The organism is Undibacterium pigrum (genome assembly GCF_003201815.1).
GTDB classification, from domain to species: Bacteria; Pseudomonadota; Gammaproteobacteria; order Burkholderiales; family Burkholderiaceae_D; genus Undibacterium; species Undibacterium pigrum.
Genome location: NZ_QJKB01000012.1, coordinates 25,978 through 44,833 on the forward strand (window position 1 = coordinate 25,978; position 18,856 = coordinate 44,833).

The 18,856-nt window shown below is 48.8% G+C and carries 21 protein-coding genes; 14 read left to right on the forward strand and 7 right to left on the reverse strand.

The window, feature by feature from the left end:
- Positions 1-2: 2 nt before the first annotated feature.
- Both DFR42_RS24365 and DFR42_RS24370 read left to right on the forward strand, forming a co-directional pair.
- Positions 3-425 carry a DUF7684 family protein gene (locus DFR42_RS24365; RefSeq protein WP_110257666.1) on the forward strand — a complete coding sequence of 141 codons (423 nt, stop codon included), beginning with the start codon at positions 3-5 and terminating at the stop codon, positions 423-425.
- A 446-nt stretch (positions 426-871) separates the two neighbouring features.
- Complete coding sequence (locus DFR42_RS24370; RefSeq protein ID WP_146218957.1) at positions 872-1,231, forward strand: hypothetical protein; 360 nt, start codon at positions 872-874, stop codon at positions 1,229-1,231.
- Between the two features lie 98 nt (positions 1,232-1,329).
- On the opposite strand, the gene DFR42_RS24375 is transcribed toward DFR42_RS24370, so the two are convergent.
- Both DFR42_RS24375 and DFR42_RS24380 read right to left on the reverse strand, forming a co-directional pair.
- The gene (locus DFR42_RS24375) at positions 1,330-2,286 is read right to left on the reverse strand and encodes a lipase secretion chaperone (RefSeq protein WP_110257668.1); all 957 of its coding nucleotides are present in this window, start codon (positions 2,284-2,286) and stop codon (positions 1,330-1,332) included.
- A gap of 140 nt (positions 2,287-2,426) precedes the next feature.
- Complete coding sequence (locus tag DFR42_RS24380; RefSeq protein WP_110257669.1) at positions 2,427-3,359, reverse strand: lipase family alpha/beta hydrolase; 933 nt, start codon at positions 3,357-3,359, stop codon at positions 2,427-2,429.
- Positions 3,360-3,947: 588 nt separating this feature from the next.
- Here DFR42_RS24380 and DFR42_RS24385 point away from each other — a divergent pair.
- The 3 genes from DFR42_RS24385 (at position 3,948) to DFR42_RS24395 (ending at position 6,205) form a co-directional block, all read left to right on the forward strand.
- Positions 3,948-4,763 (forward strand): sterol desaturase family protein, encoded by an 816-nt coding sequence (locus DFR42_RS24385; RefSeq protein WP_110257670.1) that lies wholly within the window; start codon positions 3,948-3,950, stop codon positions 4,761-4,763.
- A gap of 30 nt (positions 4,764-4,793) precedes the next feature.
- Positions 4,794-5,474 (forward strand): GntR family transcriptional regulator, encoded by a 681-nt coding sequence (locus DFR42_RS24390; RefSeq protein ID WP_110257671.1) that lies wholly within the window; start codon positions 4,794-4,796, stop codon positions 5,472-5,474.
- A 236-nt stretch (positions 5,475-5,710) separates the two neighbouring features.
- The gene (locus DFR42_RS24395) at positions 5,711-6,205 is read left to right on the forward strand and encodes an SRPBCC family protein (protein WP_110257672.1); all 495 of its coding nucleotides are present in this window, start codon (positions 5,711-5,713) and stop codon (positions 6,203-6,205) included.
- Here DFR42_RS24395 and DFR42_RS24400 read toward each other — a convergent pair.
- Complete coding sequence (locus tag DFR42_RS24400; RefSeq protein ID WP_170133663.1) at positions 6,102-6,743, reverse strand: RidA family protein; 642 nt, start codon at positions 6,741-6,743, stop codon at positions 6,102-6,104. The genes DFR42_RS24395 and DFR42_RS24400 overlap by 104 nt on opposite strands.
- A 50-nt stretch (positions 6,744-6,793) precedes the next feature.
- Positions 6,794-7,267: a GNAT family N-acetyltransferase gene (locus tag DFR42_RS24405; RefSeq protein WP_170133664.1), complete on the reverse strand. Its 474-nt coding sequence runs from the start codon at positions 7,265-7,267 to the stop codon at positions 6,794-6,796.
- 443 nt (positions 7,268-7,710) lie between these two features.
- On the opposite strand from DFR42_RS24405, the gene DFR42_RS24410 reads away from it, so the two are divergent.
- The 3 genes from DFR42_RS24410 (at position 7,711) to DFR42_RS24420 (ending at position 10,671) form a co-directional block, all read left to right on the forward strand.
- On the forward strand, positions 7,711-8,811 hold the full coding sequence (locus DFR42_RS24410; RefSeq protein ID WP_110257675.1) for an aromatic ring-hydroxylating oxygenase subunit alpha: 1,101 nt from the start codon (positions 7,711-7,713) through the stop codon (positions 8,809-8,811).
- 66 nt (positions 8,812-8,877) lie between these two features.
- Positions 8,878-9,798 carry a DMT family transporter gene (locus DFR42_RS24415; RefSeq protein WP_110257676.1) on the forward strand — a complete coding sequence of 307 codons (921 nt, stop codon included), beginning with the start codon at positions 8,878-8,880 and terminating at the stop codon, positions 9,796-9,798.
- Positions 9,799-9,825: 27 nt separating this feature from the next.
- On the forward strand, positions 9,826-10,671 hold the full coding sequence (locus DFR42_RS24420) for a sulfurtransferase (RefSeq protein WP_110257677.1): 846 nt from the start codon (positions 9,826-9,828) through the stop codon (positions 10,669-10,671).
- Positions 10,672-10,818: 147 nt separating this feature from the next.
- Here DFR42_RS24420 and DFR42_RS24425 read toward each other — a convergent pair whose 3' ends face one another.
- Positions 10,819-11,520, reverse strand: a complete 702-nt coding sequence (locus DFR42_RS24425) for a ZIP family metal transporter (RefSeq protein ID WP_245937075.1) — start codon at positions 11,518-11,520, stop codon at positions 10,819-10,821.
- Here DFR42_RS24425 and DFR42_RS29935 point away from each other — a divergent pair.
- From DFR42_RS29935 to DFR42_RS24460, 6 genes are all read left to right on the forward strand, one after another.
- Complete coding sequence (locus DFR42_RS29935; protein WP_281275196.1) at positions 11,459-11,590, forward strand: hypothetical protein; 132 nt, start codon at positions 11,459-11,461, stop codon at positions 11,588-11,590. The two genes, DFR42_RS24425 and DFR42_RS29935, sit on opposite strands and share 62 nt — an antisense overlap.
- Positions 11,591-11,984: 394 nt before the next feature.
- Positions 11,985-12,698: a hypothetical protein gene (locus DFR42_RS24435; RefSeq protein ID WP_146218958.1), complete on the forward strand. Its 714-nt coding sequence runs from the start codon at positions 11,985-11,987 to the stop codon at positions 12,696-12,698.
- Between the two features lie 238 nt (positions 12,699-12,936).
- A complete protein-coding gene (locus DFR42_RS24440; protein ID WP_110257680.1) occupies positions 12,937-13,524 on the forward strand; it encodes a hypothetical protein in 588 nt (195 codons plus the stop codon).
- A gap of 437 nt (positions 13,525-13,961) precedes the next feature.
- Complete coding sequence (locus tag DFR42_RS24450; protein WP_110257682.1) at positions 13,962-14,732, forward strand: hypothetical protein; 771 nt, start codon at positions 13,962-13,964, stop codon at positions 14,730-14,732.
- Positions 14,733-14,916: 184 nt separating this feature from the next.
- Complete coding sequence (locus DFR42_RS24455) at positions 14,917-15,348, forward strand: hypothetical protein (protein WP_146218959.1); 432 nt, start codon at positions 14,917-14,919, stop codon at positions 15,346-15,348.
- A 90-nt stretch (positions 15,349-15,438) separates the two neighbouring features.
- On the forward strand, positions 15,439-15,852 hold the full coding sequence (locus DFR42_RS24460) for a hypothetical protein (protein ID WP_110257684.1): 414 nt from the start codon (positions 15,439-15,441) through the stop codon (positions 15,850-15,852).
- Between the two features lie 267 nt (positions 15,853-16,119).
- Here the strand turns inward: DFR42_RS24460 and DFR42_RS24465 are convergent, their stop codons facing one another.
- Complete coding sequence (locus DFR42_RS24465; protein ID WP_146218960.1) at positions 16,120-17,025, reverse strand: hypothetical protein; 906 nt, start codon at positions 17,023-17,025, stop codon at positions 16,120-16,122.
- A 443-nt stretch (positions 17,026-17,468) separates the two neighbouring features.
- Positions 17,469-18,830, reverse strand: coding sequence for a glutathione-disulfide reductase (gor, locus tag DFR42_RS24470; protein ID WP_110257686.1), 1,362 nt, complete (start codon positions 18,828-18,830; stop codon positions 17,469-17,471).
- Positions 18,831-18,856 lie beyond the last annotated feature (26 nt).

An 18,856-nucleotide genomic window follows, 5' to 3' on the forward strand; every position in this document is an offset into this window, starting at 1 on the left:
CCATGACAAATAGTCCCGTTTATATTCACCTCGTGCCGGGTACTGACCCTGCTGACATTTCAGCACTTTACCCTTACGCCGCCATCGTCATGGTAGAGACTGATGTAACCCCTGAATGGCGCTCGACCATCAGCCGCTGGCTGGTGGATACCGGATGTCTGTGTATGATTGCCTGGGGCAGGGAGTGCGCACTGTGGGACGATGTCGTAGATTGGTGTCATATGGAGAAATATGACTTCGGAGATTATCCGGAAGACAGTTTCTTACCTACTTCGTGGTTCGAAAATTACACATTGGAAGAAGTGTTCGAGTTTGCCAAAATGCATGCGAGTCATCCTACGGTAGAATTATTGCACACAGTATTACTTCACATTTCTGCCGCCCCTGATGACGAAACAATATTGAAGAAGTATGCAGATGCCTGACGGCAGAGCAGGCAGATGAAGCAGGCTCATGGCCTGCGCATTTTATAGTGATTGATCCTGATGCAACCCTTTGCTGTTTGATCAGCATGTGTAATTGCTCAGGCTTGCTCTTGGGCAGTCAGGGTCTGATGTGTTTAGAACTCATTTCATAAATAGGGTGAGTGCGAACAAGACGATTTGGGATGCAGTGCAAGGCGTGACCCGCTGCTAAGGCTGGTGCCTTAGCGAGGGCGGGGTGGCTCACTACGCGCAGCATTGCGCCCAAATCGTCAGTTCCCGAAGGGTTTGCCTCATAACGCGTGCTGGACTGCGTTGAACTCGTTGTCAATAGGCAAGCTATTGACTGCCTCGTCCGCCTTGCCAGCCCACGTTATGAGACAAACGCATCTCATCCTATTTATGAAATGAGTTCTAGATATTTTGTTTATTTTTTGAAAGTTAGGTCAGTGAAATTTCTTTTGCCCACAATAATGCTGGCGCAGTTGTTCTATCTGAGCGCTGCGATGGCAGCACCTCCGGTCAGTGCAGAGGCTTTGGATAGTAGAGTCCCGATTATGAGAGCGAGTGAAGTCGTAGAATCTGCAAAGAACTTTCTGGCGAAAGAGAGGCGACTGAATATGAAAAAATTTGTGCTCGTCAATCTTTCATTTACTTATTATTCGGAATGGCAAGAGAGTAAAAAGAAATTCAATGGTCGATGGATAGTGAGTTTTGCTCCTATGGGTGACAGAACGTTTGACGATGAAATTGCAGTTTTAGTGACAAACGAGAAAGTGCCAACATATAAAATTGGAGTCGCTCCTTAAGGCGTTTTCTTGTTGTACAGCTGACCACCATCACACAATGTCCGTCTCCCTCTGACGAGGAGGATGGCTGTTTTCTCTGATCCAGCCTCACTCATAACTCACTCATACGCAGGTAACCTGCGCTGCTCATCCGCATTGAAATACTGCTTGCGCACCTGGTCCAGCGCTGCCTGTTTTTCTGTCGCGCTGTGGAAGGCCATTTCGGTATTGAGCTTGTTTTTTTGTTCCTGGTATTGTTGTATGCGAGCTTTCCAGATGGCTTCTTCGCGGTCGACTTCGGCCAGTCTGGTGGCGGCTTCTGGTGAGGTGGCGGTGGCGCGCATGTTGTAGATGTCGGCATCACTGGCACCATTGGCGCGCAGCTGGCTGGCTTGTTCTTCCAGGCGTATGACCTGGTAGGGGGCGTTCTTTTCTTCCCTCAGTGCGGCTGGCAAGGCATCGTCGAGGGCTTGCAGTTGCGCCTGTTTTTGTTCGGGATTGAGGCTGGTGTTTTCAGCGACATCCATGCGGTTCAGGGCATCCATGTCATAGGCGTCATCAAAACCAAACATGGCCTGGTTTTCTTTTTCGCTGAAAAAACGCTGACGGGTTTGCTGCATGGCAGACCAGCGCTGGCGGGCGGCTGCGGCCATGCTGGTTTTGTTCATGCTGATGTTTTGCGCATTGGTTTCCACGCTCACCAGCGCCTGCTTGTACTGGATGTAGCGGGCCAGCAAATTCTTGGCTTGCAGGGCGGCCTGGGCACTGAGTTTCTGATCGAGCACTCTTTCAATTTCTGCGCGTATCTCAGGTAGTTGTTTTTCGCCAGTGGCGGTCAGGTAATAATCGAATAGCAGGCGCAATTCTGCGCTGACTTGCAACTCACTACCGCCATCGCGACTGAGGTTGCCATCCTGGGCAGTGCCTTCAAACGAGCGTACAAAATCAAAGCTGTTATCCATCTTGCGTTGCTTGATGGGGGCGCTCTGTTCTTCGGTTTGCAGAGAGGTAAAAATAAAAAAAACCGCGACGACCAAAGCCGTCGCGCCGGCAAATGCCAGATTGGCTGTTCTCATAGACTCCCGCTCCTTTTTCAGATGTACTTCCTGTTACTTTGCGGACTTGCCTTGCCATATGCAATTACAAATTAGCTTACTACTTTTTGTAATGACAATGTGTGACAAGTCCTGATTTTGCTACAAGATTTATATATATTTTATAAACCCTGATTTTTCAGACGGTTGGCATGCTGGCGATACAGCGTGACCGGATTGGTTTCAAAAATATTGACCAGGCCTATGGTCTGGTTTACTTCATCGACGTGGTTCATCGCGTAGTCGTCTCGTATCACCTTGCCCAGGTGGGTCGCGCAACTGGCCACCAGTCCGTCATTTTTTTCACCGCCAAAAGCCAGTGAAGTCAGGGCCAGGGCAGGGTCCAGAATGTCGAGTATGTTGGTGTAAGGCTTGGCACCGCTCCATGAGTAGTAAGCCACGCCACGTGCCGTGTAGGCACCTTCACCACATGCTGTCGTTGGTACGCCTTCAGGGTATTTGGCGTTGAACTTCAGTGTGCCTGCCGTGCTCAGAGAGTTGACTGCGGCCAGTGAGTTTTGTGGAATGGTCGGACTACCCGACAGGAAGCTGATGATCTGTCCCAGGCCATTGGTGATGGAAACCAGCACTGCATTGGGTATCGAACCGGCTGGAGCTACCCCCAGCAATACATCCGCTACCTTGGAGCCGCGATTCACGCCACCCACTGAGGTTACTGATGCCACCAGGTCAGGCCTGACAGAAGCAACATAGCGTATGGTGGGGCCACCATGGCTATGTCCTATCAGGTTGACTTTGGCTGCGCCAGTAACGGCCAGGATTTGCTTGACCTGGGTCAGCAATTGTTCACCCCTGACTTCACTGCTGTTGGCAGCCGATACCTGGGTGACATAGACCTTGGCACCATCGCTGCGCAAGGCTGAGGGAATTCCATACCAGTAATCTACCGGGCCAATCTTGTCGAACCCGAACAGGCCGTGCACCAGCACGATAGGATATTTTGTCTCCGTATAACCTGCAGCCCAGGACGGTGCTGGTAACACCATCAGGGCCATGACTAGCATCATTACTTTCTTCACCATGTGTTTTTTCATTTTGTCTCTTTCATTGTTATCGTTGAAATGAAACGCAGCGGTGCCTATGTGCCTGCTTCTGTGAGCGGGTCTTGATATGGCAAGCTCAGGCTAGGTTTCCCGCGCTTGATTAGCAAGTTGCTATGCAGCATAAAAAGAGGGAGAAAATGAATAACGTGGATATTTTTTAACGCAGGCAGCCACGCCGAAAATTGTTAAATCATTTATATGCCCTCTGTAAATGCAGGCATAGGTATGGAAAAGAGAATGTTTTAGATGAAATTCACTAAAGTGCAGGCGTGGTTTTTGACGGGGAACAAACTGTAGGCTCTTCGCAACAGAGTTTCTTGCGCCAGGCGCGTATTTGTTTCCTGCGCATGTCCATCTTATTTGTGTCGGATTTGCGTCCGATTTGCACCTGATTTGCGCCCGATTTTTTGCTTGCAAGCTTGTGTTGCGACAGTTGCGCGCAGCGATTACTGCTTGCCCAAAACGCGAAGGCAATAAAAAACAGTCCGGCAAAATCCCTGCGCAATTTCCAGAAAATGTGTATGATGATCTTGTGATATATCAGTTGTTCTACATTGATGGTTTTTCCGGGAGTGAGAAATGGATGAGAAGCAACGCGCATTCCGCAGCCAGTATCAGGCTGCCACCAGCCCCTATTACCATGGCGTCCTGCATGGCCTGTTTGTATTCGGGCTGGGCTTTAGCCTCATCGTCCTTGCCCTGACCCAGGTGCAGGGGGCAGGCTGGGCCTGGCTGGGTGTGCCAGCGACCTTGCTGTTTGCCAATGTCAATGAATGGTATGTGCATAAAAACCGCTTGCATAAACGTGGCAAGAATCGCTTGTCGCAACTCATCTGGCATCGCCATACCAAAGAACATCATCATTACTTCACCCATGAAGAAATGCGGGTGGCCAGCACGCGTGAATACCGCATCGTGTTTTTCCCGGCCTATGCCTTTGTCATGATTGCTGTCCAAAGCGTCTTGCTGGGTTTGCTGTGCGCCTTGCTGGCGGGGCGCAATCTGGGCTCTATCGTGTTTGCCACGGCCATTGCTTTTTATCTCTGGTATGAAGCCATGCACTTTCTTTGTCATGTCGATGAAAGCGCACTGGTCAGGCATCTGCCGCTGGTCAATACCATGCGCCGCAATCACATGGTGCACCACACCCAGGCGCTGATGACAGAATACAATATGAACCTGACTTTTCCCTTTGCAGACTGGCTGTTCGGCACCTCGGATTTGCGGCGCAGCTTGTTGGGGACGATCTTTAATGGCTATGGTTCACGGCACCTGAAGCCAGAAGTGGCAAGGCGTTATCAAGAGCTGGGCATGGAGCCGCCAGTGCCACATGTGCAGGCACCGCTGGAGCCTGTCGGCCAGCAGCTTGCGCCTGTGGATTTAAACAAAATATGATGCGGCAATCATTACTTATTACGTCAGGCCATGGATAAAACAGAATTCAGCAAGCTCTTCCCCCTCATCAAAAATGAATCGCAGGCAGCACGCGCATATCGTTTGCTGGAATTGCGCATTGTCTCACTGGACCTCAAGCCCGGCCAGGCGATTACTGAAAGTGAACTCTGTGATTATCTTGACCTTGGCCGCACACCGGTGCGTGAAGCATTGCAAAGGCTGGCACAAGAATGGCTGGTCAAGGTTTTGCCAAGGCGCGGCATGATAGTGAGTGAAGTAGATCTGCAATGCCAGATGCGCATGATAGAAGCCAGGCGTGCGATGGAGGGCAGCCTGATACGCATCGCCACCCGCAAGGCCAGCAAGGATGAACGCGCCCGTTTTCTTGCGCTGGCAGATGGTTTTCGCGAAGCTGCCAGCAAGGCCGATGAATTCATTCTCAGTGAAACAGACAGCGCCTTTAACCAGTTGGTGTTTGAAGTCGCTGCCAATGAATTCCTGGTTTCGGCCTTGCAACGTATGCATGCCTTGTCACGTCGCTTCTGGAAGATACAGTCACAGTTTGAAGACATCCTGCATGTCACCGCCATGACGCATGCCGACCTGGCAGAGGCGATTGCCAGTGGCGATGCTGATGCAGCCGTCGCCGCCACTGAAAAACTGCTCGACAATGTGGAGGCGTACACTCGCGCTGCCCTCGACAGAACTTAGTTAGGACTTACGCAAAACCGCCCCAACTGTGTTGCAGCGCCAGCAGTTAGTAAAATTCGGTACTAAAGTACTGTCTTCGTCGCTGCGGTGTAGTTGGGATTTCGGACAACATGTTGTCCGCCAACGTAACGAACATCCCTTACAAGGGATGTTTCCTGAAGCGATAGCCTTGTTGGGACAATTTTGCGTAAGCCCTGTTAGATTGATTTAAAAATAACCGGAGACAAGAGCAAGCCATGAGCACACATATCTACCATGCCATAGAGATACAAGTCCCTGTTCAGCAGGCATTTGATTATGCTTGCGCTCCCAGCCACTGGCCAGACTGGCATCCATCTTCATTAAAGCTCTACACAAATAATGCAGGCATAGCCAGCATCGGTACTGGCTTTGAAGAAGATGTGCAAGCTGGTGGCCGTACCGGGCACCTGGTCTGGACTGTGACCGAGTTCGTCAACGCCCAACGCTGGACTGGCCAGGCAAAAGTCGATAACGGTGCCAGCCTGACCGTCAGCTATCATTTCTCAGCCACGGCAAACGGCGGCACTTTGTTTGAGCGTCATCTCCATTATGACTTGCCCAATCTGGCGCTCAAGGTCTTGAATTTCCTGGTATTGCGCCGTCGTATTACAGCAGAATCTGCCTTGTCTTTACAGCGTTTGCAAACGGTCTTGCAGGGCGGCAGCCTGGGAGATTTTGCTGGCGACAAGAGCCTCGCTGCAAGCCACTAGCTGCCTGTCCAATCGCTTTGCATGGTGTCTGTCCAGTTGCACAGGTTTTGCCGGTGTTGACTGCCATGACTTCTATCTCTACCAGGGCTTCCGGTAGCGCCAGTGCGGCAACCTGCACTGTCGTGCGCACGGGTTTATTGGCTTGCTCAGGCGTGCCAAAAAACTGGCGGTAAGCCTGGTTCCAGCCAGCAAAATCCATCTTGCCACCCAGCCTGGGGTCACCCACCAGATAGACGCGCATCTGCACAATATCAGCCATGTCCAGACCTTGCTGTTGCAAGCTGTTTTGTATGGCCTTCAAGGTGCTGATGGCTTGTGTCTGGGTGTCGCCGGTGATGACAGGCTTGGCCTCGGGTTTGCCTTCTGGTTTTGTCGGCGTGGCGATTTCTCCCGACAGATACAGGTGGTCTCCCACCCAGATCGCATTTGAGACTATGCTGCTAGCTGGGCCTGTGCGTGTGACCATGGTATCGGCACTGGCGGGCAGTGATATTGTCAGTGCCGCAAATACCATGGCAAGCAGTAATCGATATGGCATAGGGGCTTTCATGATCAGATTAAAAAATTCCAGAAGCTGCGCATTCATTGTCAAGAGCCCAGCGATTTGCGAAAAAACACTTGCCTGCCATTCCAGCGTCGCGAATGCTCATTGAAACCCAGGTCGCGATAAATTTTTGTCGAGGCAAGATTGAATTCATTCGTGTCCAGGCAGGCAGAGACACATCCTGCTGCTTGGGCATGTTCCAGTGCAAAAGCGATGAGTGCACGGCCTATGCCATGCTTGCGTTTGGCAGGGTCAACAAATAGATCTTCCACCGTCGCTTCTTTGCCATTCACCCACATTGAATCGCGGTAATGCAACAGGGTGTAGCCCACAGCCTCATCATCAACATAGCTCAGAAAAAAACTGGCATCTTCAGATGCCAGCAAACGCGGTATGAAATCGGCAAACTCTTGATCAGTCGGTTGCGTGCGCTCAAGATGATTGCGAAAAAGAATAGTCAGGGCGAGTATGGCTGCAGCATCTGTAGCATCTGCAGGGGTCGCTAAACGTATATGCATGTTAATAAAATGTGCGGTCATGGATTTCGTGCATGCCTTCATGTCATTCATATCAGTCTTTCATATTCGACTTCCACATCGGGCATCCACATCAGAGCAAAATGATAAGACCAGCCTGTCGTAGAATTTATGCAAAATACGCCGCTGTAATGCAGGATTTATGCAAATTGCATTGCTCACGCTGCATGCTGGCCGCTGGATTTACGGACCTGGTGGCCACAAAAATTGCTGGCAATAGAGAGATGCTTGGTCTTTTTATATCATTTAGCCAAGCTTTTAGAGCAATTTTTTAAAGTTCAGGTATAATCCCCGGTTCTGTCCAAAATTTCCTCTTCAAGTCGTTTGATCGTTTGAATTTTCGTTGGGATTGAAAATCCTTACGGAACAGGTTTTTGTGGATTCTTTCTCTCTTAGGTTGGTGCAAATTAATTTGGGGGGTGGGGATGTCCGATCTGGCTTCTTTGTCTACACTCGCGCGTTCTGACGCGCAACTTCCGGTTTACGTGTATTTTGATGAAACGCTGTTACAGCGCGAAATCAAAGATTTATTCCATTCTGGTCCGCGTTATGTCGGCCATGAACTCATGGTGCCCAACGTCGGCGACTTTGCCACGCTTGCTGCCGAAAACGAAGGCCGCATGCTGGTGCGTAACGCACAAGGCATAGAACTGATGTCGAATGTCTGCCGTCACCGCCAGGCATTGATGTTCAATGGGCGCGGCAATACCAATAATATTGTCTGCCCGCTGCATCGCTGGACGTATGACCTCAAGGGTGAGCTCATCGGTGCGCCGCATTTTGCCGACACGCCTTGCCTGAATTTGCAGCGCACGCCATTGCAAAACTGGAATGGCCTGCTGTTCGAGCAAAACGGCTACAACGTCATGGAACGCATGTCCAAACTCAGTGTCACCGAGGATCTGGATTTCACTGACTATATGCTGGACCATGTAGAAGTACATGAATGCGATTACAACTGGAAGACTTTCATTGAAGTCTATCTGGAAGATTATCACGTCGAGCCTTTCCACCCTGGCCTTGGCAGCTTTGTTTCTTGCGATGACCTCAAATGGGAATTCGGCGAAGACTACAGCGTGCAAACCGTAGGCGTGCATAAAGGCTTGCAAAAATCTGGCTCGCCCACTTACCAGCGCTGGCAGGAACAGGTGCTGAAGTTCCGTGATGGCGAAGCACCCAAGTATGGCGCAATCTGGCTGACCCTGTACCCCAACATCATGGTTGAATGGTATCCGCACGTGCTGGTGGTATCGACCCTGTGGCCAACTGCCACAGGCAAGACCCGCAATGTGGTTGAGTTTTATTATCCTGAAGAGATCGTTTTGTTCGAGCGCGAATTCATAGAGGCTGAACGTGCAGCCTATATGGAAACCTGCGTCGAGGATGACGAGATAGGCCAGCGCATGGATGCCGGGCGCAAGATTTTGTTTGACCGTGGCGTCAATGAAGTCGGCCCTTACCAATCACCTATGGAAGATGGCATGCAGCACTTCCATGAATGGTACCGAAGAAAAATTGCAGTGTAATGTAGAATTTTAAGGGAGGCCCGTGCCTCCCTTATTTTTTGGAGTTGAGTTTGGAGTTGAGTTTTTATGCAGTCTTTATGGATGCTGGTTGCCAGCTTTCTGTTTTCCATCATGGGTGTCTGCGTCAAGCTGGCATCGGTTGATTACTCCACCGCTGAAATTGTCGCTTATCGCGGTGCCATAGGTATGCTGATGATCGCCATGCTGGTCAGGTTCCAGGGTGGCACTTTAAAAACAGACATGCCTCGCCATCACCTGGTGCGCGGGGGTGTGGGCGTCATCTCGCTGTGGTTATGGTTTTATGCCCTGGGCAAATTGCCGCTGGCAATGGCCGTGACACTGAATTACATGTCACCCATCTGGATCGCCGCCATCTTGCTCATCGGCGCATGGTGGGGCAAGCAGCGCAGCATCACCTGGCAACCGGTTGCTGCCATTCTCATGGGCTTCGCTGGCGTGGTCTTGCTGCTGCGCCCCAGCATACATACTGACCAGGTAATGGGAGGCATGCTGGCCCTGTTATCGGGCATGCTGGCAGCCTGGGCGTATATGCAGGTCAGGCAAATGGGTTTGCTGGGCGAGCCTGAATACCGTGTCGTGTTTTATTTTTCCCTGACCTGCGCCGTGGCTGGCTTATTGGGTGCCCTGATAGGCAAATCAGTCTATGCCGCAGCGGGCGATGTCACCTGGCATCATCTCGACAGCAAGGGCATCATGCTCTTGCTGGCGATAGGCGTGACAGCCGCCAGCGCGCAAATGGCCATGACACGTGCCTATCGTCTCGGTAATACCCTGGTCACAGCCAACCTGCAATATGTCGGCATCGTGTTTTCCAGTGTATGGGATTTGCTGATCTGGAAAGTCAGCCTGGCCTGGTTAAGCTGGGTGGGTATCGCTGTGATTTTATGTAGCGGCCTGATCGCAACATTCTATAATGCCAAAACCAATCGCAAATCCATACCTGGCGATGCCATCAGTTCAGAATAATCATCATCTTTTTTTCAGGAGACCAAGATGTACACAACATTGATCAGTGCAACAGAGCTGGCATCCCACATCGCCGACACCAACTGGGTCGTGCTGGATTGCCGCCATGATTTGATGGACACCAAGGCAGGCCAGGCAGCCTATGACCAGGGCCATATCCCCGGCGCACAATTCGTCCATCTGGACCAGCGTCTGTCGGCTGCCAAAACTGGTGCAGATGGCATCTTCCGCGGTCGCCATCCCCTGCCTGAAAAAGCCAGCTTCATCACCACTTTGCAAGCTCTGGGCATCAACAATGACAGCCAGGTCATCGTCTATGACGCCCACGGCGGCATGTTTGCTGCACGCCTGTGGTGGATGCTGCGCTGGGTAGGTCACAAGGCCGTGGCCGTGCTTGACGGTGGCTTGCCAGCATGGATCGCAACAGGCCAGCCAGTCACGACAGAAGTGCCTGCTGCACGCAGCGGCAATATCAGCGAACAGGCAACACTGGTGGGCACAGTCGATGTCAGCCAGGTGCTGGCAAACATCAGCAGCGCAGCCAAAACACTGGTCGATGCCCGTGCGGCTGACCGTTTCCGCGGCGAAAATGAAACGATTGATCCGATCGGCGGCCATATCCCTGGTGCCAAAAACCGCTTCTTCAAAGACAATCTGCAAGCCGATGGCCGTTTCAAACCCGCAGATCAGTTGCAGCAAGAATGGTCTGCCATCGTTGGCGATGCTAGCCAGGCCATCATGCAATGCGGTTCAGGTGTGACCGCCTGCCATAACTTGCTGGCGCTGGAAGTGGCGGGTTTGCAAGGTGCTGCCTTGTATCCTGGATCGTGGAGTGAGTGGTGTGCGGATACGAGCAGGCCGGTGGAGCGTTGAATAGAGTTTGAGCCGATGATATGCGTAGGTTGGGCTACGCTTCACCAGCCCAACACTGGGCGTTTAAATGACGTATACGTTGATGGAGGCCCAGTGTTGGGCTGATACCTCGTAGCCCAACCTACGAGACCTGCGAATTTTCAATAACTACCTGTGACTAGTCACAAACAACACCAGCACCACCCCCAGTGACACCAGAATAACCTGTGGTATTGTCTCTTTCAAGGTCGCCCGTCTCTGCATCTGCGGCATCAAATCACTGACCGCAATATAGATAAACCCCGAAGACGCAAACACCAGCACATACGGGATCATGCCGCTGGCGCTTTCCAGCGTGTAATAGCCAAGCACGCCACCAACCACCCCCATCATGCTGCAGATCAGGTTATACATATAAGCGCGCATGCGGCTGAAACCGGCATTCAGCAAGACGATGAAATCACCTATCTCCTGTGGAATTTCATGGGCGATGATGGCCAGGCCGGTCACCAGACCCAGCTTGGGGTTGGCCAGAAAAGCCGCCGCGATCAAAATGCCATCGGTGAAATTATGCAGTCCATCACCCACCAGTATCATCCAGCCAGCCTTGCCCGCTTCATGCGCATCATGGCCATGCTCATGATGATGCCCATCGCCTTCATGGTGATGTGAATGGCGCAGGATGGCGAATTTTTCCAGCAAGAAAAAAGCCAGCAAGCCGCCCAGCAGGCAGGCAAACAGCGTGCGCGGATCTGCACCCGACTCAAAAGCTTCAGGCAAAGCATGCAGCAAAGAAGTGGATAGCATAATGCCCACCGACAGACTGACCATGCGCTCTACGACTTTGGAGAGCAGTGAAAACGAAAAAATGGCAGCCGCAGTGATGCTCAAGACACCAGCAATCGTGGTAGCAAACAGGATGGATAACAGCGTGGAATGAATTTTAAGCCTCAGGAATTTGCAACCAGGTTGCAAATTAAAACATATTGCGGGGTTTTCTGCAAATCAAGTTGGTTCTATTGTCAACATCGGGATGTGCATTATTCGCCGAACTGTATTGTTCCATCGCTATAATCAATGTCAATGTCAATGTCAATGTCAATGTCAATGTCAATGTCAATGTCAATGTCAATGTCAATGTCAATGTCAATGTTAATGTTAATTCATAATCTATTTTCCTATTACCATTCCCGACCATGAAAACAGCACATCGTATTTTTAGCATATCCGCACTGTTGATGTTATCTGCCTGTGCTCAGACATATGGTCCAGGGCACCCTATGAGTGATCCGGATTTCGTCATACGCCTTAACGCAGGCAATGCCCCTCGCGCCTTGACTGCCCTTGATGACAAGCTTGATGCATTGCATCCTTCTTATACCGGTCATCTATGTGCAGAGATAGCTGCAGACGTCAAAAAACTGCGTTTGAGCAAAGATGAATTTGAATCAAGTTCAGATTACCAAAGCCGGATCGCACAAATGAATAACCCCGTCTTGCACGGCCAGTTGCGCTTGTCAGATACACTGGCGTTTGTACATCATATCAGGCCGTCTGATGTCAATTATGATGCCGATAAAAGTCAGATGACTGGTTCATTTCTATTCGCGGGTGATCAGCAGTTAAGTAGCGACAAAACCCAACTATTGCGTAGCAAGATTCTGGAAGAAACCAATACCGGCATTAGTAAAGGCCAGGCCAGAACTGAGTCAGGCATTTCTGTCCATGTTACTCGTTATGCCTACCGGGTTTGTGCCTTGAATATTGCCAATACCCGCTCATGGCAGCGAAATAAGCATGATTACAGAGATAAGTTTAGTTTCAATATTCCCGCTGATGAGGCACGCCTGGCCAAAGGCAGATTAAAAACTCTTTTTGTTGGACGTCTGGTGCCACAATTTATACAAAATTACGATGGTGTAATAAGCCCTACAGTAGGGTCTATGTCAGAATCAACCTATACCGGTAGTGCTCTGGTTTTTCAGCTGGAACAGATCTGGATTTATAATCAGGTCACTGGACGTATCTATCAAAAAATTATGCCGTAAAAATGATGATGGAAATTGATGGCCGATGCAGATTAAACGAGATTGGCTATATGCAATGGATTAAATGAGTAAAGAGGTGCGCATCGCCATCAGGAAAAATCAGGAATAATCAACAATATGCAGCGCAGGCGAGCCATATCAAGTTCAAGAAAAAATGCTGTGAACTGCCAGCCATATTTCTTGGGCATGTAAACTTATCAGGCCAGATTTTTACCCTATTTGACATCAGGTATCAGGAATGCATCCAGCTTTTTCAAGCATACAATTCGGCCCATTTGCCAGTGCATATCACTCTCAGTCAACAAGTGCAGAATTCAAGCTTGCGTTCAGCAAGTTCCTGGAGCAGCACTTGCTGCCTCAGGTAGAGCATCCCTTTGACTCCACCAGTGGTACCTTACTTGCCAGTTATGACGATGAAAAATACTGTGGTCCTAACAGTTTGGTCCGTGACATCTACAATTTTGACTTCTCGTTCCATCGCAAATCTGGGGACGATAGCATAAAGATCGAGCTGGTATTCAATGCCAGGGATCAAAGCTTTTCCACACGCAGGAACAAGCCATTCTATCTATGGACAGTGTCTCGTCGCGAACGCTATCAGGAACAAGGTCAAAGGATAGAGGCCCTTTGTCAGCGCATTGCAAAGCAAGAGCCTGTAAATGCAGTTTGCCCGATATGCTCAACTTCCTTGCATGTTCATGATTCTCCTACGCTCTTCGACGTGCGTTGTCCGAACCGGTGTTTCAACTATAACTATCACCGGGACCCGGTTGATGGGCAATTCCTTCACGGCCACTTCTTCAGGGGTGATCCAGTTGATGCATGAAGCTGTCGTCAAGATCATGCTGTGCAATCTCTCGGCATTGCCATGTCCTCAACCGCAAGCTTAAGGTTTCTGGAATAAAGGGACGTGTGACCGGGAATCGTATCTGCTCTTTCGTATACATGTTATTCATGCATCGCATAAGCTATGCATGTGATACCCATGGCTATCATCTTCAATCGCTATCTACATCGCGGAGAGGTGAAGCAAACTGAGCAGAATTGTACGCATGTGGATTTACTCAAGACGCGCAGGCAGCAGATTGCTGCTCTCTATAAGACCTTGAAAAAACAGCTTAAGAAATACTGTTTCATTTATGTTATCTTTGCGCAGTTGCATTAATATATATAAATCACTGGCATTCATGTGCTGCTTTTTCGTCGGGATCAGCTATGTGGTGTTAATTAGCCTGACTATTTTTAAACCTGGTATTCAAGAAAATGAAAAATAAAATACTTTCTCTCTTTTTTATCCTGAGCATGTTGTCTCCATTTTCCATACAGGCAGCAGACCAAAGCAGCCAACCTCCTGTCAATGAAGAAACCTTGAAAGTTTGTTCTAACCTGGATATGTATGCAGACTTAGCAGTAGACGGACGTGATTCTGCAATGCCGAAGGAGGTTGCATTCAACATGGTCAAAGCATCAATGAATCGTCATCTTAAAATTCCAGCAAACGTGCTGTCTGAATACATCGCGGTTGTTGGCAAAATCTATGAGCTTATTTATGCAGATCAAACCATCAAGCGTGGCGCGACTCAAGCTACAATTGTTGATGCCTGCTCGCATTACAAGGGACAAAATGCAGATACGCGCTATATTGCCAACTACCTCGAAAGAAACCCACGGTCTGCATGGGATCCATTGAAGCGAGTGCCTCTATGCGAAAATATCGGACAGTCAGCATCCAATGTTGCCGTCGCCAGAAACAAGGGAATGTCAAAAGAAAGTGTCAGCGCTCTCGTCAAAAATGGATTGCAGAATGACAAGCTTACATTGCGGGTAATGCCAACAATAATTAACGAGGTTTTTGAAAATCCTGACGTCGACACTACCTATATTTATGTGTACAACTTAAGGAAATGCGCGGCGATAGAGAACAATCAAAAATATACCGAACTGACAGAATTAAAACCACGTATTCGCCAATGTGAAAAACTGGAAAAAGAGGAAGATAGACTGCAGTGTGATCGAAAGATATTTGGTCTATAAGTCAGGCTGAAACAGCTTCATCTGGATCGATGAGAACTGGGATTGGGATAAGAATGAATTACAAGGGCCTCTAAAGCATTCTGCCAGTATTGTGCGTTTATCCTACGTTGCTACCATCCTGGTTTATCATCACAGTTGATGCATTGGCAATGCAAGCTGCATTCCTGTCACGGAGACATTTCAAATGCTCACCATTCCTCCAAATATTTCAAAGTTGATGATTTCTGGTTTGACTCAAGAAATTGCGCGGCTCAATGCCATAGGCGAAACTTGTGACGATGAATGGCCCACCGATTTTGATCCAAATGACGCGATGGTTTATGATAGTTTTCGTCAGGAATTAGAAAGAAATGCCGGACGAAATACCATTATAGACCTCAAGAATTACTCGAAGGTCGATGCATTTTCCATGGCTTTACTCCCTGGTTTTGTAATTAAAAATTTGAGTGAACTTTCTCTTGCAGACATTGAGTCAGCCTGTCGGATATATGCACAATATGTAGCGCATCGATGTACCGCAATGCTAGAGACAGGTAGTGATAATACATCTGAACGCAGACAGCTTATGCACATGCTGTCGCAAGTGATCGCATTTCCAGGACTTGATAATGAGTAGGGCGCTTAGATACGTTTGTTGCAGCGTAATTGCAGGTGTGATGCGTCGCTACCTCATGCCAGCTCGTGTAGCTTCGATTAACAAAGTGTAATGGGAGACTTTGCTAGCGGAAGTTTGTCTGAAAGGTTGCAAATTTTTTTAAGAAATTTGCGTCTTTTTTTGAAATTACTTTATTTTATAATGAATCTTCCTCTCCAAAAAAAGACGAGTAACCGGGAAATTTTTCAAATTCTTGAAAACGCAGATAGAGCGAGCGCTGTTGCGATCATCATGGCTCGTGCGGAAGTAAAGTTGTTTCGGCACTATCTTGCTCGTTGGACTGATGTGTCCAATTCTTCAATACTTGATTGGATTGCCTTTTCTTTTTTACAGTTAAGGATATTTTTTACTTGTCAAAAATTGATTGCGCTGGCACCGCTATACGATCCTGAACATTTAGATAAAATTAGTTTTTTTGAGTTGGAAAATAAGCTTGTAAAGGTGATTTTTAACCCAGTAGATTAATGCAGGTCGCCCGCGTTCTATCAGCGAAAAAAATTAGGCAAACTGGATACACGGTGCACACAAAAAAGATGAGATTCAAAAACTGGGGCCAGGTCTTGCATCTATACATTTTCTTATGTTTGGAAATGTCCTAATGTAAGGCCTGCCCCAATTTTCTCGTTCAACGTTTGCTGTGAATTCCTTAGTAGGAAAGCGCGCTGGCGTTCTGTTTGCCTAGCGCCACTTAGTCCCGATATTTAGTTTCGGAAATCGCATAACTGATTCCGTTCAACGCAATAATTTAAGATCGAGGATTGCGTCTCTTATCTGTGATGTATTAAGGGTATTCATTGGTAGGGGAATATACCCGATCACATTCATGACGTTACCAGTCTGAAGATTCGCTACCGCAACATACCTGGTATTGCCTCTTCCATCAGGCCCCCATCCATCGCAAACACTTATGCTACCTTTAGTAGTTGTATGCGGCCCATCATGCTTCTTTCCTTCAAACACGCGACTCAATGAATCTGTACACAATTTTGTAAATTCTGTGACGTTTAGCGCCCGAGGAAAAGGGAGTGCGTTAATTAGCATGTTGGGTGTAAAGTCCCCAATCTCCCCGCTTTTATTGTAGGTCGATGCCCCAATTACTTTTTTTACTGGAACCATCCCAGGAATGGCGAGCCTCGCTCCGAACGCTGTTTCACTGTCCAGCTTACTTTCATCCCATTCCAAATTGTCTAAAAAAAGTTGCGTTCGTTTGAAGATTTCAGACGATTTCTCTTTTGGGCCCTGATTAGACACAATCACGTCTAATTGCATATTAGATTTGGTGACGCTTAGCCAAACGCCATCCCAATTTCCGATGGTTCCGTCTCTGGAACGTTTATAGAGTTGCCCTTGCAATTTTCCATTTGAAAACAATTCGGGAGGATTTGGAAACGAATATTTCTGACTTTCCCGGAACCTATCAGCATAGTCTTTAGTGATTTGCGCTGCAATTACGGTGATCCCGGTTGTACCAGTATCGTCTATTAGAAACGTTCCTAAACGCGGATGCTTAAATCCATTAGGCAGAACTGATTTAAGTCCTACGCCTTGCATTTCAATTTTTGAATTTGTTACATTGTCGGCCGCAAACAATTGACCACAAAAAAATGCTAACAAGATTGAAAAAGTGAATATCTTCAAAATGATCTCTCGTTAATTTTGGGAAAAAATAATCTCATTGAACGAATGAAGCAAAGAATCTGCAAAAAATACTACGCATTAATGTCGCATTTTTTTGCCTGGCTCAAGAGTGTAATCCGAAGTGATTTCCACTTACGCTTGAACGTTAAAATTAACAGCCACACATGAACAAAAAAAACCGCAAATGCAGAAGCAGGGAGCAGGTCGTACATTTATACATTTCTTAGCCGGCGTCGCTCCGCTTAACGAAGTAATCGGAGGCATTGCCACACATGCCGATCCAATTTATTTCAGTACCAGACGCTGAATTAAAACGCCATCACGAATTTAGATTCAAAGGTGTTGGCGTAAGTTGCTGCTGGTATTTGCAAAGCAGAAATACATCTGGTTAAACGGTCAAAGAGATTCTAAAAATATCTCTTTGACCGGACAGCTACTTACACCTACACCACCGCCGTCCTCATCGTCACAAACTCTTCTGCAATCGTCGGATGCACGCCTATGGTGGCGTCTACTTGTGCCTTGGTCACGCCGCATTGCATGGCGACGGCAAAGCCCTGGATGATTTCTCCTGCATCTGCTCCTACCATATGCATGCCTAGTACACGGTCAGTGTCGGCGTCGACGATCATCTTCATGAGGCAGCGTTCGGTAGAGCCTGACAGGGTGTGTTTCAATGCCTTGAATTCGCTCTTGAAGATTTTGATATGTTTATGTTTTTCACGTGCCCTGGCTTCTGTCATGCCCAGGGTTGCCACGTTGGGGTGGCTGAATACGGCTGTGGGAATGTTTTCATATGACATCAGCTTGCGCCCGTGCTGGAACAGGTTGGCGGCGACGATCATGCCTTCGGCCAGTGCCACTGGTGTCAGTGCCATGCGGTCGATGACGTCGCCTATAGCGTAGATGCTGTCTACATTGGTGGCAAAGTGTTCATCGACGATGATTGCACCATTCTCGCGCACCAACACGCCTGCGTTTTCCAGCCCCAGGCCCTTGACATTGGGTTTGCGGCCAGTGGCAAACAGTATGCAGTCACTGTCCAGCGTGCGGCCATCGCTGAGTGTCACGCGTTTATTTTGTGTGTCACTGTCATCAGCGGTGATGGACACGATGCTGGTATCAAGTGCAATCTCGACGCCTTTCTTGCGCATTTCTGCAATCAGGAAATGGCCCAGGTCTGCGTCCATGCTGCGCAAGATTTGCTGGCCGCGCTGTACCAGCGTGACCTGGCAGCCCAGGCCATTGAGGATAGAGGCCAGCTCGACTGCAATATAACCACCACCCTGCACCACGGCACTACGTGGCAGGGCAGGCAGGTGAAAGAATTCATCCGAAGTGATGCCCAGCTCACTACCTGGCAACTCAGGCTTGACCGGGTGGCCACCGGTAGCAATCAGGATATGTTTGGCGCGATAGCTTTTGCCATTGACGATGACGGTATGCGCATCGGCAATCTGTGCATGACCAGTGATGATGTCCACCTTGGCATTGGTCAAGATCTGGCCATAGATGCCATTGAGCCTGGCGATTTCTTTGTCCTTGTTGGCAATCAATGTGGCCCAGTCAAACTGCTGCTCACCCATGCTCCAGCCAAAACCCGCAGCATCGGCAAAGTCGCTATGGTAATGGGCGGCATATGACATCAGTTTCTTTGGTATGCAACCGGCATTGACGCAAGTGCCACCGAGCGGACCAGCTTCTGCTACCGCCACGCGCGCACCATACTGTGCAGCAAAACGACTGGCCCGCACACCACCAGAGCCAGCACCTATCGTAAATAAATCATAGTCATAAGTGTGCATGATGGTCCTTGGGTAAAGTTGATGAT

Bases quoted from the DNA above. Each gene is read 5' to 3' on its own strand.
- DFR42_RS24365 (WP_110257666.1), top strand. From the start codon at position 3: ATGACAAATAGTCCCGTTTATATTCACCTCGTGCCGGGTACTGACCCT.
- DFR42_RS24375 (WP_110257668.1), bottom strand. From the start codon at position 2,286: ATGAGAACAGCCAATCTGGCATTTGCCGGCGCGACGGCTTTGGTCGTC.
- DFR42_RS24380 (WP_110257669.1), bottom strand. From the start codon at position 3,359: ATGAAAAAACACATGGTGAAGAAAGTAATGATGCTAGTCATGGCCCTG.
- DFR42_RS24385 (WP_110257670.1), top strand. From the start codon at position 3,948: ATGGATGAGAAGCAACGCGCATTCCGCAGCCAGTATCAGGCTGCCACC.
- DFR42_RS24390 (WP_110257671.1), top strand. From the start codon at position 4,794: ATGGATAAAACAGAATTCAGCAAGCTCTTCCCCCTCATCAAAAATGAA.
- DFR42_RS24395 (WP_110257672.1), top strand. From the start codon at position 5,711: ATGAGCACACATATCTACCATGCCATAGAGATACAAGTCCCTGTTCAG.
- DFR42_RS24400 (WP_170133663.1), bottom strand. From the start codon at position 6,743: ATGCCATATCGATTACTGCTTGCCATGGTATTTGCGGCACTGACAATA.
- DFR42_RS24405 (WP_170133664.1), bottom strand. From the start codon at position 7,267: ATGCATATACGTTTAGCGACCCCTGCAGATGCTACAGATGCTGCAGCC.
- DFR42_RS24410 (WP_110257675.1), top strand. From the start codon at position 7,711: ATGTCCGATCTGGCTTCTTTGTCTACACTCGCGCGTTCTGACGCGCAA.
- DFR42_RS24415 (WP_110257676.1), top strand. From the start codon at position 8,878: ATGCAGTCTTTATGGATGCTGGTTGCCAGCTTTCTGTTTTCCATCATG.
- DFR42_RS24420 (WP_110257677.1), top strand. From the start codon at position 9,826: ATGTACACAACATTGATCAGTGCAACAGAGCTGGCATCCCACATCGCC.
- DFR42_RS29935 (WP_281275196.1), top strand. From the start codon at position 11,459: ATGCCCACCGACAGACTGACCATGCGCTCTACGACTTTGGAGAGCAGT.
- DFR42_RS24440 (WP_110257680.1), top strand. From the start codon at position 12,937: ATGCATCCAGCTTTTTCAAGCATACAATTCGGCCCATTTGCCAGTGCA.
- DFR42_RS24450 (WP_110257682.1), top strand. From the start codon at position 13,962: ATGAAAAATAAAATACTTTCTCTCTTTTTTATCCTGAGCATGTTGTCT.
- DFR42_RS24455 (WP_146218959.1), top strand. From the start codon at position 14,917: ATGCTCACCATTCCTCCAAATATTTCAAAGTTGATGATTTCTGGTTTG.
- DFR42_RS24460 (WP_110257684.1), top strand. From the start codon at position 15,439: ATGGGAGACTTTGCTAGCGGAAGTTTGTCTGAAAGGTTGCAAATTTTT.
- gor (WP_110257686.1), bottom strand. From the start codon at position 18,830: ATGCACACTTATGACTATGATTTATTTACGATAGGTGCTGGCTCTGGT.